Source organism: Stenotrophomonas sp. PS02298 (assembly GCF_029959445.1).
In the GTDB taxonomy this organism is placed as follows: Bacteria; Pseudomonadota; Gammaproteobacteria; order Xanthomonadales; family Xanthomonadaceae; genus Stenotrophomonas.
The window spans coordinates 1-18,971 of record NZ_JASCOR010000081.1 but is presented as its reverse complement, the minus strand read 5'-3'; the positions used below and the strand labels follow the sequence as shown (position 1 = coordinate 18,971).

At 64.7% G+C, this 18,971-nt stretch carries 15 protein-coding genes; 11 read left to right on the top strand and 4 right to left on the bottom strand.

The features are described 5' to 3' along the window. Positions 1 to 64 precede the first annotated feature (64 nt). Together QMX78_RS12930 and QMX78_RS12925 are read right to left on the bottom strand one after the other, a co-directional pair. On the bottom strand, positions 65 to 1,234 hold the full coding sequence (locus QMX78_RS12930) for a mandelate racemase/muconate lactonizing enzyme family protein (RefSeq protein WP_282270152.1): 1,170 nt from the start codon (positions 1,232 to 1,234) through the stop codon (positions 65 to 67). Next, a complete protein-coding gene (locus QMX78_RS12925; protein ID WP_282270150.1) occupies positions 1,231 to 2,163 on the bottom strand; it encodes a dihydrodipicolinate synthase family protein in 933 nt (310 codons plus the stop codon). Before QMX78_RS12925 ends, QMX78_RS12930 begins: the two co-directional genes overlap by 4 nt. 290 nt (positions 2,164 to 2,453) lie before the next feature. Here QMX78_RS12925 and QMX78_RS12920 point away from each other — a divergent pair, with 290 nt between their 5' ends. The 9 genes from QMX78_RS12920 to QMX78_RS12880 all read left to right on the top strand — a co-directional run bounded on the left by QMX78_RS12920 (position 2,454) and on the right by QMX78_RS12880 (position 13,545). Continuing rightward, entirely contained in the window at positions 2,454 to 5,117 is a 2,664-nt protein-coding gene (locus tag QMX78_RS12920; RefSeq protein WP_282270148.1) for a TonB-dependent receptor, read from the top strand. Between the two features lie 2 nt (positions 5,118 to 5,119). Further along, entirely contained in the window at positions 5,120 to 5,866 is a 747-nt protein-coding gene (locus QMX78_RS12915) for an SDR family oxidoreductase (RefSeq protein ID WP_282270146.1), read from the top strand. Continuing rightward, the gene (locus QMX78_RS12910; protein WP_282270144.1) at positions 5,863 to 6,795 is read left to right on the top strand and encodes a 2-dehydro-3-deoxygalactonokinase; all 933 of its coding nucleotides are present in this window, start codon (positions 5,863 to 5,865) and stop codon (positions 6,793 to 6,795) included. Before QMX78_RS12915 ends, QMX78_RS12910 begins: the two co-directional genes overlap by 4 nt. After that, positions 6,792 to 8,243 (top strand): 2-dehydro-3-deoxy-6-phosphogalactonate aldolase, encoded by a 1,452-nt coding sequence (locus QMX78_RS12905; protein ID WP_282270142.1) that lies wholly within the window; start codon positions 6,792 to 6,794, stop codon positions 8,241 to 8,243. Before QMX78_RS12910 ends, QMX78_RS12905 begins: the two co-directional genes overlap by 4 nt. A gap of 209 nt (positions 8,244 to 8,452) precedes the next feature. After that, the gene (gene rpmB, locus QMX78_RS12900) at positions 8,453 to 8,689 is read left to right on the top strand and encodes a 50S ribosomal protein L28 (protein WP_282270140.1); all 237 of its coding nucleotides are present in this window, start codon (positions 8,453 to 8,455) and stop codon (positions 8,687 to 8,689) included. A gap of 10 nt (positions 8,690 to 8,699) precedes the next feature. Then, positions 8,700 to 8,867: a 50S ribosomal protein L33 gene (gene rpmG / locus QMX78_RS12895; protein ID WP_172675037.1), complete on the top strand. Its 168-nt coding sequence runs from the start codon at positions 8,700 to 8,702 to the stop codon at positions 8,865 to 8,867. Positions 8,868 to 9,020: 153 nt separating this feature from the next. Next, positions 9,021 to 10,397, top strand: coding sequence for an FAD/NAD(P)-binding protein (locus QMX78_RS12890; protein WP_282270138.1), 1,377 nt, complete (start codon positions 9,021 to 9,023; stop codon positions 10,395 to 10,397). A 252-nt stretch (positions 10,398 to 10,649) separates the two neighbouring features. Next, positions 10,650 to 12,845, top strand: a complete 2,196-nt coding sequence (uvrD, locus tag QMX78_RS12885) for a DNA helicase II (RefSeq protein ID WP_282270136.1) — start codon at positions 10,650 to 10,652, stop codon at positions 12,843 to 12,845. Positions 12,846 to 13,095: 250 nt separating this feature from the next. Further along, on the top strand, positions 13,096 to 13,545 hold the full coding sequence (locus QMX78_RS12880) for a universal stress protein (protein WP_282270134.1): 450 nt from the start codon (positions 13,096 to 13,098) through the stop codon (positions 13,543 to 13,545). Positions 13,546 to 13,846: 301 nt separating this feature from the next. Here QMX78_RS12880 and QMX78_RS12875 read toward each other — a convergent pair whose 3' ends face one another. Then, positions 13,847 to 14,128 carry a DUF2782 domain-containing protein gene (locus QMX78_RS12875; RefSeq protein ID WP_282270132.1) on the bottom strand — a complete coding sequence of 94 codons (282 nt, stop codon included), beginning with the start codon at positions 14,126 to 14,128 and terminating at the stop codon, positions 13,847 to 13,849. Between the two features lie 78 nt (positions 14,129 to 14,206). On the opposite strand from QMX78_RS12875, the gene polA reads away from it, so the two are divergent. Further along, a complete protein-coding gene (gene polA, locus QMX78_RS12870) occupies positions 14,207 to 16,975 on the top strand; it encodes a DNA polymerase I (RefSeq protein WP_282270130.1) in 2,769 nt (922 codons plus the stop codon). Between the two features lie 401 nt (positions 16,976 to 17,376). Next, entirely contained in the window at positions 17,377 to 17,859 is a 483-nt protein-coding gene (locus tag QMX78_RS12865; RefSeq protein ID WP_282270128.1) for a YetF domain-containing protein, read from the top strand. Between the two features lie 170 nt (positions 17,860 to 18,029). On the opposite strand, the gene hemF is transcribed toward QMX78_RS12865, so the two are convergent. Continuing rightward, the gene (gene hemF, locus QMX78_RS12860; RefSeq protein WP_282270154.1) at positions 18,030 to 18,932 is read right to left on the bottom strand and encodes an oxygen-dependent coproporphyrinogen oxidase; all 903 of its coding nucleotides are present in this window, start codon (positions 18,930 to 18,932) and stop codon (positions 18,030 to 18,032) included. Positions 18,933 to 18,971 lie beyond the last annotated feature (39 nt).

Sequence of the window (18,971 nt, the reverse complement as noted above, 5' to 3'; positions counted from 1 at the left end):
GGTTGAAACCTTGTTGCACTGAAAAGGCCGGGGCGGGTAACCGCTCCGGCCTTTTGCCTGCTGCTCAGCTGATCGCTTCGGCGTGTTCCCAGAACAACGCGTTGGGCGTTGCGCCCAGGCCATTGCCACTTGGCAGCTGATAACCCTGGCGGCCGTAGGCCATGTCGGTGTCGAGCATGCGCAATGAGCGCGAGAAGATCGAATGTTGCCACTCATGCCGCCACAGGCCTTCGATCACGGCGGAGGCCTGCAGGCTGGCCGCCATGAAGATACCGCCGCCAATCGTCGCGTGCGGTGCCACCTGCACGCCCCGCGCAGCGGCGAGGCGGGCGATGCGCAGGAACTGGGTAATGCCGGTGTGGCCCATCTCCGGCTGCACGAAGGCAAGACTGCCACCGTCGATGCGCGGCCGTGCAACGTATTCGGTGGGCCATTCTTCGCCGGCGGCAACCGGAATCGGGCTGTCCTTGCCGAGTGCGATCAGGCCGGGTACGTCTTCTGGTTTCAACGGTGCCTCGATGAAGGTCAACTTGCTGGGCTGCAGTTGCTGGGCCAACTGCAGTGCCTGCGCGTGATCGAACTTCCAGTGCAGGTCGACCATCAATTCGACCTCGTCGCCGAGCGCCTCGCGCAGTGCCGCCATTTCCTCGGCGATGCCTTCATGGCTTACAACGGCATGCACCTTGAACGCGGTGTGGCCCTCGGCAGCGAAGCCGCGCGCCATCTCGATCTTCTCGGCGACGGTGGCGGCCGGCAGGCCGGATACATAGCCGGCGATGCGTTCATGCCGGCGTTCGCCCAGCAGTGCCCACAGTGGTTTGCCCTGCGCGCGTGCGCGCAGGTCCCACAAGGCGATATCGAGTGCGGCGATCGCGTCGGTGTGGAAGCCGCTGCCGCAGCCGCGTACGCGCATCAGCCCGTACAGGTCATCCCAGATCGCTTCCACGTCCTCGGGCTCGCGTCCAAGCAATTCCGGCGCGAGCAGGTCGTTGATGATTTCGCAGGTCGCACGCGGTGCGCAGATACCATAGGTCTCGCCCCAGCCGATGGCACCATCGGCCGTGGTCACGCGTACCAGTACCGATCTGTCCACGGTTGGATACAGCGTGCCGTTGCCACGTCGCACCAGGTAGCCGCGCGCATTGACCCGCTCACCTGCGCCCAATGGGCCCAGGTAAGGGGTGTTGCGCGGCACGGTCAGGATGAAGGTTTCGACGCGGGTGACGGCACTCATGCAGGACTCCGTGGCGCGCGGCCGGGAACTGCATCCAGCGGCAGCAGATCGGCGATGCGGGCCAACAGGGTATCCAGTTCGCGCTGGTCGTAGGCATCCAGTGCCGGGCCGGGCGCACGCACATGGTCGCTGGCGATCAGGCCGCGGCGCAGCAGCACGGCCTTGGTCAGGCGCCAGCGGAACACCGCCTGCATGCTCAGCAAGGGCAGGGTGCGCTCGAACAGCACGCGTGCGGTTTCCGGATCACCGGCGGCGTGCGCGGCCAGCATCGCCACGTGCACTTCGGTGATTTCGCAGGCGGGCATGGTGCCGACCGCGCCGCGGGCCAGCTCATCCAGCACGTAACGGGCACCGGCGCCGCCGAATATCGCTTCCACCGAGTCGCCAGCACGCTCGGACAGCGCGGTGATGCGGTGGCCGGACGGCATGGTTTCTTCCTTGACGTAGCGGATCGCAGGCACGCGCGTGGCCAGCGACAGCAATGCGTCCACGCCAAGGCCGATGCCCATCGGTGCCGGGGCGTTCTGCAGCATGATGGCGACGCCGGATTCTTCGCCGAGGCGGGCGAAGAATGCCGCCATCGCATCCTCATCTCCGGCCAATGCATGCGGGGTCAGCACCATCGCCGCCGCCGCGCCAGCCTGGCCGCCCGCACGGGTGACCTGCACCGCGTCCTCCAGCGTCTTTGCGCTGCCGCCGACGATGAAAGGCACGCGGCCGCGGTTCCAGCGGCCGATGCAGGCTGTCAGGTGCAGCCGCTCCTCCAGGCTGAGCATGTCGTACTCGCTGGCCAGGCCGGGAAACACGACGCCTGCGGAACCTGCGGCCAGCAGGTACTCGAACACTGCCTCGGTGCCGGCCTCGTCGATGGCGCCAGTGGCAGTGAAGATCGTGGGGAGAATCGGGAAGACGCCTTGCAGAGCGGCCATTGCGCCGGGTCCTTGTTCTATTGGTGTGCCATTCGTAGCAACACGCGTTAAAGGGGATTTCCAAGTGTCCGCTGGTATATCGACTTCTTTCGCTGCATTGCAGCGTGCGCGGCCAAAACATATTGCTATATTAGCGACAACACTGCCAAGTCGCAGTGCAGCAGCAATGACGGATTTCGTTGGATCCGGGCGGCAGGCTGGCAGTGCGGGGCGGGGCAGCGGACGGAGAGGGTCCGCGCCGGTCTTGGTGGCAGGCTGCAGGATCCCTACCTTGGGAGAGGGCACGACATATGCATCGTTTTCGACGTTCGACTTTGTTCACCGCACTGGGCGTCTGCCTGTTGGCACCTGCACTGGCCTCGGCGCAGGACGCCGCTGCCCCGCCCGCAGGCGGGCAGGAAGCGCAGACCCTGGATGCTGTTGCCGTGGTTGGCATCCGCGGCAGCCTGGAAGCATCACGCGACCTGAAGCGCGATTCGGCGCAGATAGTCGACGCGATCGTCGCCGATGACATCGGCAAACTGCCCGACACCAACGTGGCCGAATCGCTGGGTCGCGTGGCCGGTGTGCAGATCGAGCGCGGCATGGGTGAAGGCAGCGATATCCTCGTGCGCGGCATGAAGGAAAACGTGCTGCTCTACAACGGCCGGCAGATCGTCGATGCCACCGGCCGCGGCGGCAATGGCCTGGACCAGTTGGCGACCTCCACGTATGGACTGCTGTCATTGGTGCCGTCGGAGCTGATTTCGCGGCTGTCGGTGACCAAGCTGGCCGGTGCCGACCAGCTCAGCGGTGGCCTCGGCGGCATCGTCGACATCAATACGCGCCAGCCGCTGTCCGGCGACAGCGAGCAGAACGTGGTCAGCGTCGCTGGAACCTACGATGACATGGCCGATGCCTACGGTTACAACGCCTTCGGCCTGCTGTCGCGACGCAGCGAGGACCGCCGCTTCGGTGCGTTGATCTCGGCCACCTATGGTCACCGCAACGTGGTCCAGCAGGGGCTGGACACGTTCTCCGGCTATAGCCGTTTCACCGATCCGACCGACCCGGGCAAGACCCGCTTCGGCAGCACCGACATGCGTGCGCAGAACATCGACGATGACCGCACCAAGGTTGGCGTCAGCGCGGTGCTGCAATGGCGGCCGGTGGATGGCGTCGAGCTGACCTGGGATACGTTCTATTCGCGCCAGGAAGCCGAGCGTGATCGCTACTGGATTGCTTTCAACCCGTCAGCCGGGCTGAGCAATGCGGTCTACTCCGAGCACAACATCCTGCTCGCTGGCCGTTCTACCGGCACCGTGCTGCTCAACTCGGAAGTGGCCGACATCGACGCAGACACGCTGTCCACCGCGTTGCGCGCCAGCTTCCGCGTCGGTGAGCGGCTGGACGGTTCGGCCGAGCTCAACTGGGGCCGTTCCACCGCCAGCTATGACCAGCACTACATGCGCCTGGCGCCAATGGCCGGGCTGACCTCGGTCACCGACTTCGACCTGCGCAATGGTAGCTTCGGCAGCTTCAATGTCAGTGGCGTCGACGTGACCGATCCGGCGCAATGGCGGATGACCATCCTGTTCGACAACAACTGGCGCGCCCAAACCGATTCCAGCGCGTTGCGTACCGACTGGAGCCTGGCCTTCGATGATGGTCCGCTGCGCTCGCTGGATTTCGGCGCGCGTTTCAGCCGACTTGAAAGCCTGCAGAACCCGCTGCGCGCCGACATCCGCCCGACCGGCGGCATCCCGGTATCGCAGATGGGCGACTACGTCAGCCAGTACAGCAACCACGACTTCCTGCCGGGCGAGTTCAGTGGCCTGCCGCGCGACTATCTGGCCGGCCTGCGTGGCCAGCTGGCCGGCTGCGAAACCTATACCAACCTGCCGGTGATCTCGCAGAACGCGCAATGCCTGGACCTGCGCAACACCGTGCTGACCCATGGTTCCACCTTCAGTGTCGATGAGGATTTCCTGGAGGGTTACGCCAAGCTCAACTGGGACACCACGGTCGGCGACATGGGGTTGACCGGCAACATCGGCGTGCGCTTCCTGCACCGTGAGCTCGAGTCGCGCGGCAACCTGCTCAGCGGAACTGGTGTGGTGACACCGGCCACGTTCAAGCGCAGCGATGACGAGATGCTGCCGTCGATGGTGGCCAAGCTGCAGCTCAGCGATACGCTGGTGTTGCGCGGTGGTGCCGCCAAAGTCGTGGCGTTCCCGAACACCGAGGACCTCAACAACGGCGTGACCCTCAACAACAATGCCGTGTTCGATGGCAATGGCGTGCAGACCTCGCCGGGCACCGGCAGTGGTGGCGCGCCGGACCTGGATCCGTTCAAGGCGACCCAGTATGACCTGTCGCTGGAGTGGTATTACGGCGGCCAGGGCCTGCTCTCGGCTGGCTTGTTCTACAAGGATGTCTCCACCTTCATCGTGCAGCGGCAGAGCAACGAGGTCTACAACAACACCAACTACCTGGTGCTGCGCAAGATCAACGGTGACAAAGCCAAGGTGAAAGGTGCCGAACTGCTGGCGCAGGTGCCGTTCACCGGCATCCTCGATGGCTTCGGTGTGGTGGCGACCTACACCTGGATCGACTCGGAAACCCCGATCACCGACATCAATGGCAATGCGATGAGCTTCCCGGGCTTGTCGAAGAACAACGCCAACCTGATCGGCTACTACGAGAACGGGCCGTTCGGCATCCGTCTGGCCTACAACTGGCGCGATGAGTACCTGGTCGGTCTGTCCGCCGCATCCACCGGTATCTACAACGATACCTACAAGGATCTGTCGGCATCGATGAGCTACGATTTCAGCGACCGCATGTCGTTGAAGGTCGAGGCCAACAACCTGCTGGACAGCGAACAGCGCACTTTCGATGGCTATGGCGAAGGCCTGCGCACCAATGTGGTGTTCGGGCGTTCGTACAAGGCCAGCATCACCTATCGGTTCTGATCATGGGCGAGGATGTACGGCAGATGGAATGGAGTGGGCGTCGCGTCTGGGTAAGTGGCGCTGCCAGCGGTGCAGGGGCGGCCGTGTGCGCGCTGTTGCAGGCGCAGGGCGCGCAGGTGCTGGCGCTGGACCGGGTGGCGGTAGCGGGTGCGGTCCAGCAACTTGTGCTTGACCTGGCCGATGGCGCGGCGGTGGATGCCGCGCTGGCTGCACATGTCGGCCAGCCGCTGGACGCCTTGATCCATTGCGCCGGCATCTGCCCGCCCGCTGATACCTGGGCCGATGACGATGCCTTGTGGCAGCAGGTGCATACGGTCAACGTGCTTGGCGCACGGCGTTTGATGCGGCATGCATTGCCGGGCCTGCGCCGCACCGGCGGCGGCAGCATCGTGCTGCTGTCTTCGATCAACGCGCGCTACGCAACACCCGGTTTGGCTGCCTACGCTGCCTCCAAGGCCGCACTTGAATCGCTGGCGCGCACCGCGGCATTGGAGCTGGCGCCCGAGCAGATCCGCGTCAATGCGATCGCACCGGCCTCGCTGGATACACCGATGCTGCGCGCCTCCTTCAATCGCAGTGAGGATGCCGAGGCAGCACGCACGCGCAATGTGCAGCGGCATCCATTGCAGCGGCTCGGCACGGCGACGGATGCCGCCGAGCTGGCGCTGTTCCTGGCCTCGCCGCGCAGTGCCTGGATGACTGGCGCGGTGGTGCCGCTTGATGGTGGTGCGGGAGTGACACGTCGATGAGTGGCATGCAGCAGGCGCCGATCATCGGCATCAACTGGGGCAGCAGCAATTTTCGTGCGTTCCTGATCCAGGCCGATGGCCGCGTTGCCGATACGGTGGAACAGCCGCGCGGCATCGTCGGCCTGGACCGTGCGCAGATGGAAGCATTGCTGGTGCAGACGGTGGCACGTTGGCCGGATGCCGCACGGGTCTATGCCTGCGGCATGGTCGGCTCCAATGTTGGCTGGAGCGATGCTGGTTATGCCGATTGCCCGGCAACGCCGCAGCGATTGGCGGCACGGCTGCACCGGACCCACATCGGTCCGGTGGCGGTGGCGATCGTGCCCGGGCTGGCTTGCCGGCGCCCGCAGGACGATGCGCCCGATATCATGCGCGGCGAAGAGACCGAGCTGCTTGGCCTGCTCGACGCCGGCCAGCTGCCGCTGGATGGATTGCTGGCTTTGCCGGGTACGCACAGCAAATGGGTGCAGCTGCAGGACGGCGCGGTGGCATCGTTCCTGACCGCGATGTCCGGTGAGGTGTTCGATCGCCTGACCGCTGCCGGCTTGTTGGCTTCGGTGGTGGATGGTCCCGCCGAAGATGGTCCGGCATTCCTCGATGGCCTGCAGCAAGGCCATCGCAGCGGTTTGGGCCTGGGCAGCCTGTTGTTCGGCGCGCGTGCGCGGGTGATCCGTGGTGAACTGCCGCGTCGCGACGGTGCATCGTGGTTGCGTGGTGTGCTGATCGGTGCGGAATTGGCCGATGTGCTGCAGCTGTGGCCGGATGCATTGAGCAGGCCGCTGCCGCTGGTGGGTGCTGCGCCGGTGTGTGCGCTGTATGCGCGCGCCATCGAAGTACTTGGCGGGCAGGCGTATTCCATCGCATCGCACGACGCGGTGACCCGCGGATTTCTCGCCCTGCATCGGGCGGCATTGGAACAACCCGCATGAACCACAACTCCGCCGCCGCCTTCGATGCGGCGATCGAACATACGCCGCTGGTCGCGATACTGCGTGGACTTACCGGCGCCGAGGCGCTGGCGGTCGGTCAGGCGCTGGTAGATGCAGGCGTGCGACTGGCCGAAGTGCCGCTCAATTCGCCCGATCCACTGGCCACCATCGCGCTGATGGCCGCGCATTTCGGCGATCGTTTGCTGGTGGGCGCCGGTACCGTGCTGGAGGTGGAGCAGGTGCAGGCGCTGGCGGCGATTGGTTGCCGCTTCTGCGTATCGCCCAATACCAACCCGGCGGTGATCGGCGCCGCGCTCGAGCATGGCATGGAGCCGATGCCGGGCTTTGCCACGCCGAGCGAAGCATTCGCTGCCCTGGCTGCTGGCGCGCGTTACCTGAAAGCCTTCCCTGCGCACGAGGCGGCGCCGCGCTTGTCGGCACTGGCAGCGGTGCTGCCGGCGCAGGCGCGACTGGTGGCGGTCGGCGGCTTCAGCGCAGATGCCCTGCCGGCGCTGTGGCAGGCCGGAGTACGCGCGGTTGGCATCGGTTCGGATCTGTACCGGCCGGGCCGTAGTGCAGAGGAGGTGGGTGCCCGGGCGTGGCAGTGGTTGCAGGCCTTGCAGGCTGTGCCCGCCAGCGGTGTCAGTCTGGCCTGCGACGCGCAGACCCTGGTCGGCGAGTCGCCGCTGGTGCTGGAAGACGGTCGGGTCGCCTGGGTCGAGCCCACCGCACCGGCCCTGCTGCATTGGGATGGTGAGGCCTGCACACGAACACCCTTGGCCGAGGCGGTCTGGTCGCTCGCTTGTGACGGGCAGGGTCTGGTGGGCAACGGCGAGACCCATTTCGTGCGGATCGGCGCCGATGGCAGTTTGGCGGCTGGTCCGGAGATCGCAGTGGGCGCTGGTTGCCGCCTGAACGATATGGTGGTCGACGCCCGTGGCGGGCTGTGGGCTGGTTCGATGCACCGTGGCCTGCTTGCTGGCCGCGGTGCACTGTTCCATGCAGCCAGCGCCGATGCCCCGGTGCGCTGCGTGGCCGAAGGGCTGGGCGTGGCGAACGGCATGGCTTTCTCTGCCGACGGCCAGACCCTGTATGTGATCGACACGCTGGCGCGGACCCTGTTGGCCTACCCAGCCGACATCGAGGCCGGCAGTCTGGGTGAGCCGCGGGTGATCACCGACTTCCTCGGCGAGCCCGGCAAGCCGGATGGCATGGCGATGTCGCCGCAGGGCAGCCTGTGGGTGGCGATGTGGGGCGGCGGTGCGGTGCTCGAACTTGCTGCCAATGGCGCAGTCCAGCGGCGCCTGGCGGTGCCGGCACCGCATGTGGGCAGCCTGTGTTTTGCGCCGGATGGGCGCCTGTTCATCAGCACCGCCAGGGCCCGGCTGAGCGCCGATGCACTGCAGCGGGCGCCTGCTTCGGGCGGGCTGTTTGTCGCCAGGCCCTGAGGGTTGCCGGCGCAAACTTGCGCAGGTACCTGATTACATGCACAATACGCGGCTCGCTGTGTCCGGAATTCTCCGGGCCGGTGGCCGGGAACACGTCATCTGGCCATCCTTGTCAGCGTAACCCTTTGATTCCCATGACGCGTGGCGGGTAACCGCCGGGGCCGCCGTCTTCCTGGCTAAGGAAGTCATCAACATTACCGAGGTGCGCAATGTCCCGCGTATGCCAAGTTTCCGGCAAGCGAGTGCAGACGGGTAACAACGTCTCGCACGCCAACAACAAGACCCGTCGTCGTTTCATGCCGAACCTGCACGAGCGTCGTTTCTGGGTTGCCAGCGAGAACCGCTGGATCAAGCTTCGTGTTTCCGCGCATGCACTGCGCACCATCGACAAGAACGGCATCGATTCCGTTCTGGCTGAGCTGCGTGCGCGCGGCGAAAAGGTCTGAGGAGTAAACGATCATGGCAGGTAAGCGCGATAAGGTCCGTATGATTTCCTCGGCCGGCACTGGCCACTTCTACACGACCGACAAGAACAAGAAGAACACCCCGGGGAAGATGGAATTCCTCAAGTACGATCCGGTTGTTCGCAAGCACGTGATGTACAAGGAAGGCAAGATCAAGTAATCCCCAGGGATTGTTTGAGCTGCTGTTCCAAGCAGAACCCGCCGAAAGGCGGGTTTTGTGTTTCAGCGCCGTGAAAAAGTTCCCGCCCTGCGAGCATGAATACATGCCCGTGCAGCATCAGGCAGGGGTACGGCATCGCCTACAATCGGGCAGATGAGTGTTATCGATACCCCTGCATTGTGTGATCTGGCCATCATTGGTGGTGGCGCCGCCGGCGTGCTTGCTGCCATCGGCGTGCTGCGTGGCGCAAGCGGGCCGCTGCGCCTGCTGGTGATCGAGCCCAGTCTGCCGCTGGCCCGTGGCGTGGCCTATGCCACCACCCGCGACGAGCACGTATTGAACGTGCCGGCCGCCAAGATGAGCGGCTTTCCTGAACAACCCGAGGATTTCCTCGACTACCTGTGTGAGGCGCAGGCCTTTCCGGCACTGTCGCGGGAACAGTTGGCCGGGCAGTTCGTGTCGCGTCGTTTTTACGCCGACTACCTGCGCCACCGATTGCAGCAGGCGGTGGACGCCAGCCCTGCGCAATTGGAAATTCTTGCTGCACGGGTACAGACGCTGCAGCTCAATGACGAAGGTGTGCTGTTGACCTTGGATTCGGGTCGGCCGTTGCAGGCCGGGCGGGTGATTCTGGCGGTGGGCAATGCGCTGCGGCCGTTGCCGGCACGTGGTGCCAGCGGCCTGGTCGATGGCAAGCGAGTGGAAGCCTGGGATTACCCGTCACTCGACGGCATTGCGGGCAACGCCGACGTGGCGATCATCGGTTCCGGCCTGAGCATGGCCGACAGCGTGGCAACGCTGCAGGCCAATGGTCATCGCGGCCGTATCCATGTGATGTCGCGGCATGCGCTTCTGCCGCTGCCGCATGCCAAGGGCGCTGCGGCCGACTACGATCCGGAACCGTTGTTGGCAATGAATCTGCGCCAGCGCATGCACGCACTGCGATGTCACGCGGCCGAAGCGGCAGCGCGTGATATCCCGTGGCAGAGCGTGATGGAGCGTATTCGTCCGCTGGGTCAACGGCTGTGGCAAACCCTTTCATTCGACGACCAGCGGCGTTTCCTGCGCCATGTGGTGCGCTACTGGGATGTGCATCGCCACCGTATCGCCGCGCCGCTGCATGCGCAGCTGCTGGAGCTGCAGCAGGCCGGTCGACTGCAGTTGCATCGTGGCCGTCTGGAAACCGCGGTTGCCGAAGGCGCCTGCGTACGCCTGACCGCGCAGGATCGCTGGCGTCAGCCGATGCAGCTGGAGGTGCAATGCGTGGTCAACGCCACCGGCGTGGAAATGCGCGCGCAGGCGATGCGCAATCCGCTGCTGCAGCAGTTGCTGGGCAGTGGCGTCGGCCGCGCCGGCCCGCATGGGATCGGTCTGGACACAGCAGCCGACGGCAGCTTGATCGACGCCGATGGCGCGGTCGAGCCGCGCGTGCAGGTGTTGGGCAGTCTGCGCATCGGCAACCTGTGGGAGAGCCTGGCGATTCCTGAATTGCGTGGGCAGGCGGCCGCGGCGGCGAAACAGACGCTGTAGTGCTTTTGCCCCCTCCCTTTTGCGCAGCAAAGGGGGTGAAGAAGGCCTGCTTGCGCGCCACTGGCGCGCGGCCTGATGAACGACCGAAGGCTGTGCCTTCGGGCCGGACGGGTTGGGGAGGGGGTGGCTCTTAAGGCCTTTCCAGCACTGCCGGCTTCGCGGCTTACGCCGCTCCTACAAAACGGGTTCCTGGTAAAACCCTTGCCGGGCATGGCTCGGCACTACCGGGACGCCTTCCCGTAAAATGGGTGCATGGATGTCTCCCACTTGCTCGACGGGCTGAACGCAGCCCAGCGCGAGGCCGTTTCCGCGCCTCTTGGTCACCACCTGATTCTTGCCGGCGCCGGTTCCGGCAAGACGCGCGTGCTTATCCATCGCATCGCCTGGCTTACCGAAGTCTGTGGCGTGCCCGCGCACGGCATCTTCGCGGTTACCTTCACCAACAAGGCGGCCGGCGAAATGCGCCACCGCATCGACCTGCAGCTGAGCAAGGGCAGCCGCGGCATGTGGATCGGTACCTTCCACGGCCTGGCCCATCGCCTGCTGCGCCTGCACTGGGCCGATGCCAAGCTGCCCGAAGCCTTCCAGGTGATGGATTCGGACGACCAGCTGCGCATGGTCAAGCGCGTGGTCCAGCAGCTGGAGCTGGACGACAGCAAGTACCCGCCCAAGCAGGTGATGTGGTGGATCAATACGCAGAAGGACGAAGGCCGCCGTCCGCAGCACATCCAGCCCGAGCCGCATGACCAGTGGGGCGAAACCCTGCGCCAGGCCTATGCGGCCTACCAGGAGCGCTGTGACCGAGCCGGCCTGGTCGACTTCGCCGAACTGCTGCTGCGCGCGCATGAGCTGCTGCGCGACAACCCGGCGCTGCTGGCGCATTACCGCGCCCGCTTCCGCGAGATCCTCGTCGACGAGTTTCAGGACACCAACGCCATCCAGTACGCCTTCGTGCGCGTGCTGGCCGGCGACAGCGCGCATGTATTCGTGGTTGGTGACGATGACCAGGCCATCTACGGCTGGCGCGGTGCCAAGGTCGAGAACGTGCAGCGCTTCCTGAAGGATTTCCCGGGCGCGCAGACCATTCGTCTGGAACAGAACTACCGCTCCACCGCCAACATCCTGGGTGCTGCCAATGCGGTGATCGCGCACAACCCGGACCGCATCGGCAAGCAGTTGTGGACCGACAGCGGCGACGGCGATCCGATCGATCTGTTCGCCGCCTACAACGAAATGGACGAGGCGCGTTACCTGGTCGAGCGTGCACGCCAATGGGTACGCGATGGTGGCAGCTATGGTGACGTCGCCGTGCTCTACCGCAGCAACGCGCAGTCGCGCGCCTTCGAAGAAGCCCTGCTCAGCGAGCAGGTGCCATACCGTGTATACGGCGGCATGCGCTTCTTCGAGCGTGCTGAAATCAAGGACGCGCTGGCCTACCTGCGCTTGATGACCAACCGCAACGACGATGCTGCATTCGAGCGTGCGGTGAATACGCCGACGCGCGGCATCGGCGAGCGTACTCTGGATGAAGTGCGACGCATTGCGCGCCAGCAGGCGCTGCCATTGTGGGAAGCGGCGATGCTGGCCACGCAGGGCACGGACCTGACTTCGCGCGCCAAGAATGCCCTGGCCGGCTTCATCAACCTGGTGCAGCAGATCACCGCCGAGACCGGCGACATGGATCTGTCCGAGCGTATCGATCACGTGCTGTCGCGTTCGGCGCTGCGTGAGCATTGGGGCAAGGAAAGTCGCAACGCGCTGGACTCGGAATCGCGTACCGACAACCTCGACGAATTGATCTCGGTGGCCTCACGCTTCGTGCGTCGCGAAGACGATATCGAAGAGGGTGCCGAGGACATGAGCGAGCTGGTCGCCTTCCTGTCCTATGCCTCGCTGGAAGCTGGCGAAGGTCAGGCGCAGGCGGGCGAAGAGGGCGTGCAGCTGATGACGCTGCACTCGGCCAAGGGCCTGGAATTCCCGCTGGTGTTCCTGGCTGGCATGGAAGAAGGGCTGTTCCCGAGCGCACGCTCGCTGGAAGAAAGCGGGCGTCTGGAAGAAGAGCGCCGTCTGGCTTACGTCGGCATTACCCGTGCACGGCAGAAGCTGGTGCTGGGCTATGCCGAATCGCGCCGCATCCACGGCCAGGACAATTACAGCCTGCCGTCACGCTTCCTGCGCGAGATCCCGCGCGAGCTGCTCAGCGAGGTTCGTCCCAAGGTGCAGGTCTCGCGCCCGGCCTCGCTAGGTGCCAACCGGGTGATGGGCGGTCACGCCAATATCGAAGCGCCGCCGATCAAGCTGGGTGCGTTGGTGAATCACCCCAAGTTCGGCGAAGGCATGGTCACCGACTACGAAGGCAACGGCCAGCATGCACGCGTGCAGGTCGAGTTCGCCGACGCCGGCAGCAAGTGGCTGGTGATGGCGTATGCGAATCTGACGGTGATCTGATTCGTTTGTGGGCGCCGACGATGTGTCGGATCCCCTTGTCCGTGTGAAAGGCTGCCGAGCATGGCTCTGCACTGCAGGTGCGACGGATTTGTAACCCGCGTAGGCGCAGCGCCCCTTGGGGCCTTGCGCGGACCACACTGGGAGGTATGGGTCAGCGCCTGATCGGCCCGGTTTGATCTTGCGCAAGGCATGGGGGCAACATCGGGTGTGCAATGGTGTCACCACCACCCTTCATCCAAGGAGAACTGCCATGTACAAGCGCATCCTGATCGCCACCGACGGTTCCGAGCTTTCCGCCAAGGGTCTGGCCAAGGGCTTGGAGCTGGCCGCCCAGCTGGGCGCGCATGCCGACATCGTCACGGTTTCCGAGCCGTGGGCGGTGGGCATGTACGACGCCATGGGCTGGAGTGCCGGCTACGAGGCCAGCCCGGAGTACAAGAAGGACCGCGAGGAAGCCGCGCAGAAGATCCTGCAACCGGCGCTGGCAGCCGCTCACGCGGCCGATGTGGCCGACGTGCAGACCCACCACGTGCTGGACCGCTACGCCGCCGACGGCATCATCGACACCGCAAAGGCCTGCAACAGCGACCTGGTGGTGATGACCTCGCACGGACGCCGTGGCGTCACCCGGGTCCTGCTGGGCAGCCAGACCTCGGAAGTGCTGGCCCGCAGCACGGTGCCGGTGCTGGTGATCCGCTGAGGCTTCCACCCCCTCCCTTTTGCCGAAGGCAAAGGGGAGGGCCGGGGAGGGGTGCTTTCCGCCGTGAAGGCCTCGATTGGAGGGCCTTTGCCCCCTCCCTTTCGCGCAGCGAAGGGGAGGGTTGGGGAGGGGTTGCTTCCCGCGGTATCCCCAAAGAAACCAGAACCAAGAATCAACAAAGCCCTCGAATCGAGGGCTTTGTTGTACCGGGTGAATGGGCCTGCTGGCCTTCAGGATTGGCCGCCAAAAGCACCCCTCCCCAACCCTCCCCTGCGCTTCGCGCAAGGGAGGGGGTAGAAGATCACCAGCTATACAGCTTCCAGTACACCGGCTTGGTGCCGTCCTTGTCGCTGTCCATGCGGCCGTCGCCATCGCGGTCGTACATGTAGAACGGTGCGCCGCGCGACGGGGTCACCTTGACCATGCGCAGGGTGCCGCCGACCCGGTATTCCTCGATGGTGTCGCCGTTGTCCATCGACTTGCGCGTGATATCCGCACCTTTGACATCTACCGGCGTCGCGCCTTCGCCGAGGGAGGCGCAGCCAGCCAGGGCCAGCAGGGGAATCAGCAGCAGGGATTTCATGGGGTCGCATCCTTCGGTGGGAATGGTTCGATTATGCCTGTCCACATGCGGCAACGGTCCGCCGCGTAGAATCAGCGCATGAGCAGATTAGTCCTTATAGACGGTTCCAGTTACCTGTACCGCGCGTTCCACGCGCTCCCGCCACTGACCAACGCCAATGGCGAGCCAACCGGCGCGCTGTTCGGCGTGGTCAACATGCTGCGATCCACGCTGAAGGAAAAGCCCGAATACGTCGCCTTCGTGGTCGATGCGCCGGGCAAGACCTTCCGCGACGACATGTATGCCGAGTACAAGGCCAACCGTCCGCCGATGCCCGACGACCTGCGCTCGCAGGTGCAGCCGATGTGCGACATCGTGCAGGCGCTGGGCATCGACATCCTGCGTGTCGACGGCGTCGAAGCCGATGACGTTATCGGCACGCTGGCGCTGGCCGCCGCTGCGGATGGACTGGAAGTCACCATCTCCACCGGCGACAAGGATTTCGCCCAGCTGGTGCGTCCGGGCGTGGTGCTGGTCAATACCATGACCGGCAGCCGTACCGATTCGGACGCGGCGGTGATCGACAAGTTCGGCGTGCGCGCCGATCAGATCATCGATTACCTCGCGCTGATGGGCGATACCGTCGACAACGTGCCGGGCGTGGAGAAGTGCGGTCCCAAGACCGCCGCCAAGTGGCTGGCCGAGTACAACGATCTGGACGGCGTGATTGCTGCCGCCCCGGGCATGAAGGGCAAGATTGGCGAGAACCTGCGCGCCGCGCTACCGCGGCTGCCCTTGAACCGTGATCTGGTCACCATCCGCACCGACGTGCCGCTGGAACAGGGGCCACGCGACCTGCAGCTGCGCGAGCAGGACGTGGAGTCGCTGCGTGGCCTGTACGCGCGCTACGGCTTCACCCAGGCGCTGCGCGAGCTGGGCGGTGTGGCCGCACCAGACGTCACTACCGACAGCAAGCCGAGCCTGCGCGGCACTGCCGCTGGCTACGCCAGGGCCGTCGACAATGAGCCGGTTGCCGGGCTGGACCCAGCGATGGCGGCCAAGGGTGAATACGAAACGGTATTCACCAGCGAGCAGCTGCAGGCCTGGGTGGAACGCCTGCAGGCCGCCGACGAATTCGCCTTCGATACCGAAACCGATGCACTGGACGCGATGCGCGCCAACCTGGTTGGTATCAGTCTGGCGGTCGAACCCGGCAAGGGCGCGTACATCCCGGTAGGTCACATCTATCCGGGTGCGCCGGCACAGCTGCCGATGCAGCAGGTGCTGGATGCGCTCAAGCCGCTGCTGGAAGATGCCGGCAAGAAGAAGCTCGGCCAGCACGGCAAGTACGACATCCATGTGCTGCGCCGCCACGGCGTCGACGTGCAGGGCTATGCCGACGACACCATGCTGGAAAGCTTCGTGCTGAACTCCACCGCTACCCGCCACGACATGGACTCGCTGGCGCAGCGCTACCTTGGCTACACCACCACCAAGTTCGAGGACGTGGCCGGCAAGGGCGCAAAGCAGATTTCGTTTGCCCAGGTAGGCATCGACGAGGCCGGCGCCTACGCCGCCGAAGACGCTGACATCACCTTGCGCCTGCACCGTGTGCTGGGCCCGCAGCTGGCGGCCGTGCCGTCGCTGCAGAGCGTGTACCGCGATATCGAAATGCCGCTGGTGCCGGTGCTCGCGCGCATCGAAGCCAACGGCGTGCGCATCGATGCGGCCGAGCTGAAGCGGCAGAGCAGCGATCTGTCCGCACGCATGCTGGCTGCGCAGCAGAAGGCCACCGAGCTGGCAGGGCATACCTTCAACCTGGATTCGCCCAAGCAGCTGCAGGCGGTGTTGTTCGATGAGCTTGGCCTGCCGGCGTTGGTGAAAACCCCCAAGGGCCAGCCCAGCACCAACGAAGAAGCGTTGGAGGCGATTGCCGAGCAGCACGAGCTGCCGCGGGTCATCCTCGAATACCGCGGCCTGACCAAGCTGCGCAGCACCTATACCGACAAGCTGCCGGAGATGGTCAACCCGGACACCGGTCGCGTGCACACCAGCTATCACCAGTCGGGAGCGGCGACCGGGCGCTTGTCCTCGTCCGATCCCAACCTGCAGAACATCCCGGTCCGTACCGAGGACGGCCGGCGTATCCGCACGGCATTCGTCGCCCCGCCGGGGCGCAAGCTGATGGCCTGCGACTACTCGCAGATCGAGCTGCGGATCATGGCGCACCTGTCGGAAGACCCGGGCCTGGTGCGTGCATTCGAGCAGGGCGCCGACGTGCACCGTGCCACCGCTGCCGAAGTGTTCGGTCGCGCGCTGGACGAAGTGACACCGAACGAGCGTCGCGCGGCCAAGGCAATCAACTTCGGCCTGATGTACGGTATGAGCGCGTTCGGCTTGGCCAAGAACCTCGGCATCGATCGTGGCCAGGCGCAGGATTATGTGGCGCTGTATTTCAGTCGGTATCCGGCGGTCCGCGATTTCATGGAGCGCATGCGCGTGCAGGCGCGCGAGCAGGGCTATGTGGAAACCCTGTTTGGTCGCCGCCTGTATTTGAACGACATCAACGCCCGCAACCAGGGCCTGCGCGCAGGTGCCGAACGTGCCGCCATCAACGCACCGATGCAGGGCACTGCCGCGGACATCATCAAGCGCGCGATGGTCAGCGTGGATGGCTGGCTGCAGGTGCACAGTGACAAGGCCAGGATGATCCTGCAGGTGCACGATGAACTGGTGTTCGAGGCCGACATCGCATTCATCGACACCTTGCGCGCGGAAGTCGAGCAACGAATGGCATCAGCTGCGAGTCTGCGTGTGCCGCTCGTGGTGGACACCGGAATCGGGGAAAACTGGGACGAAGCGCATTGATTTTCTAGTTTCTTAACTAGAAAGTTTTGGTAAATGAAACAATGCGTCGCGTTACATTGCATTTAGAAAATAATGCTGTTTTCCGCAGATGAATCTGTCCTTAATTCTTTTGGAGGAAAGACAGAATCTTCACGAACCATCAAGGTTGATAGTGCTCATATAGTCCGCGACAGACGCAACGTCTGTCGCGGATCTCTCCCATCCCCTGGAGCAGATCTCGGAGCGGGGATTCCTCCCCAAATGCCCGCTCCCCGGCCCCGTCGACCCCCCCCCTGGTCGGCGGGGCTTCTTTTTTGTCTCATTTGAAACTATTCAGATGGGAGGCCGCTCCCGCCGATTTTCTCGCGCCGTCTTTATCTGCACTGGCCGAGGATGAGGTCATCGAGTGATGGAGGGGAATCATGTCCGACCTGTTCGCACTGGCGATGCCGTGGTGGGAGTTCATCCTGCGCGCGGTGATTGTCTATGTCGTGGTGCTGGTGATGGTGCGGGTTGCTGGCAAGCGCACGCTGGGTCAGTTCACCCCGTTCGACATGCTGTTGCTGGTGTTGTTGGGCAATGCCGTGCAGAACGCGTTGCTGGGGCAGGACACGTCATTGGGCGGCGGCTTGCTGTTGGCAGCAACGCTGATCGCGTTGAACTACGTCGTGGGCTGGATCACTACCCGCAGCCCGGTGATGGAGCAGGTGATCGAAGGCGAACCGGTGGTGTTGGCGCGGCATGGCCACGTGCTGCAGAAGGTGCTGCAGCGCGAGCTGGTCAGCAAGGCCGATTTTTCCAAGGCGATGCGCGATGCCGGTTGCGATGAAGTGGATGAAGTTGATCTGGCACTGCTGGAAACCAACGGCCACATCACCATCATCCTCAAGAAAGACAAGATGTAGTGCCGAGCCATGCTCGGCAACGGTGTTGTAGGAGCGGCGTAAGCCGCGAAGCCGGCAGCAATGAAGTGGCGACGATGCCCGCAATCGGACCGACAATGAGCTTCGCGGCTTACGCCGCTCCTACAAGACTGCGGGTAAAGCCCATGCCGAGCATGGCTCGGCACTACAGTTCAGGCGTCCAGCCAGTCGCGCGGGACCAGGTATTCGGCCAGGCGCGCTTCGTCGCTGCCGCTGTCGGGGGTATAGCCGTATTCCCAGCGCACGCGCGGTGGCAGGCTCATCAGGATGCTCTCGCTGCGGCCGCCGCTCTGCAGGCCGAACAAGGTGCCGCGGTCGTAGACCAGGTTGAACTCGACGTAGCGGCCGCGGCGGTACAGCTGGAACTCGCGCTCGCGTTCGCCATACGGCGTGTCCTTGCGGTGTTCGACGATGGGCAGGTAGGCATCGAGGAAGCCATCGCCCACCGCCTGCAGGTAAGCGAAGTCGGTCTCGAAGTCGGCGTGCAGGTCGTCGAAGAACAGGCCGCCAACGCCGCGTGTTTCATTGCGGTGTTTGAGGAAGAAGTACTCATCGCACCAGCGCTTGTGCGCGGCGTAGCGCTCTTCGCCGTAAGGTGCGCACAATTCGCGCGCAATCGTGTGCCAGTGCTGCACGTCTTCGTCGAAGGGATAGAACGGGGTGAGGTCGAAGCCACCGCCGAACCAGGCCGCCACCGTCTTGCCGTCCAGTTCGGCCTGGAAGTAGCGCACGTTGGCGTGGGTGGTCGGCAGGTAGGGGTTGCTGGGGTGGAACACCAGCGACACGCCACAGGCGCGCCAGGACGCTCCTGCGAGCTCCGGGCGGTTGGCGGAGGCCGAGGGTGGCAGGCGCGTGCCGGCGACGTCGGAGAAGCCGATGCCGGCCTGCTCGAACACCGCGCCATCGCGCAGGATGCGGGTGCGGCCACCGCCACCTTCGGCGCGCTGCCAGCGGTCCTCGTTGAAACGGGCCTGGCCGTCGGCCTGCTCGATGGCGGCACAGATGCGGTCCTGCAGGCCGGTCAGATAGTCGCGTACGCGGTCGAATTCGTTCATGTGCGTACTGTAGCGCAGGCCGCTGCCGCGGCCTGCGCC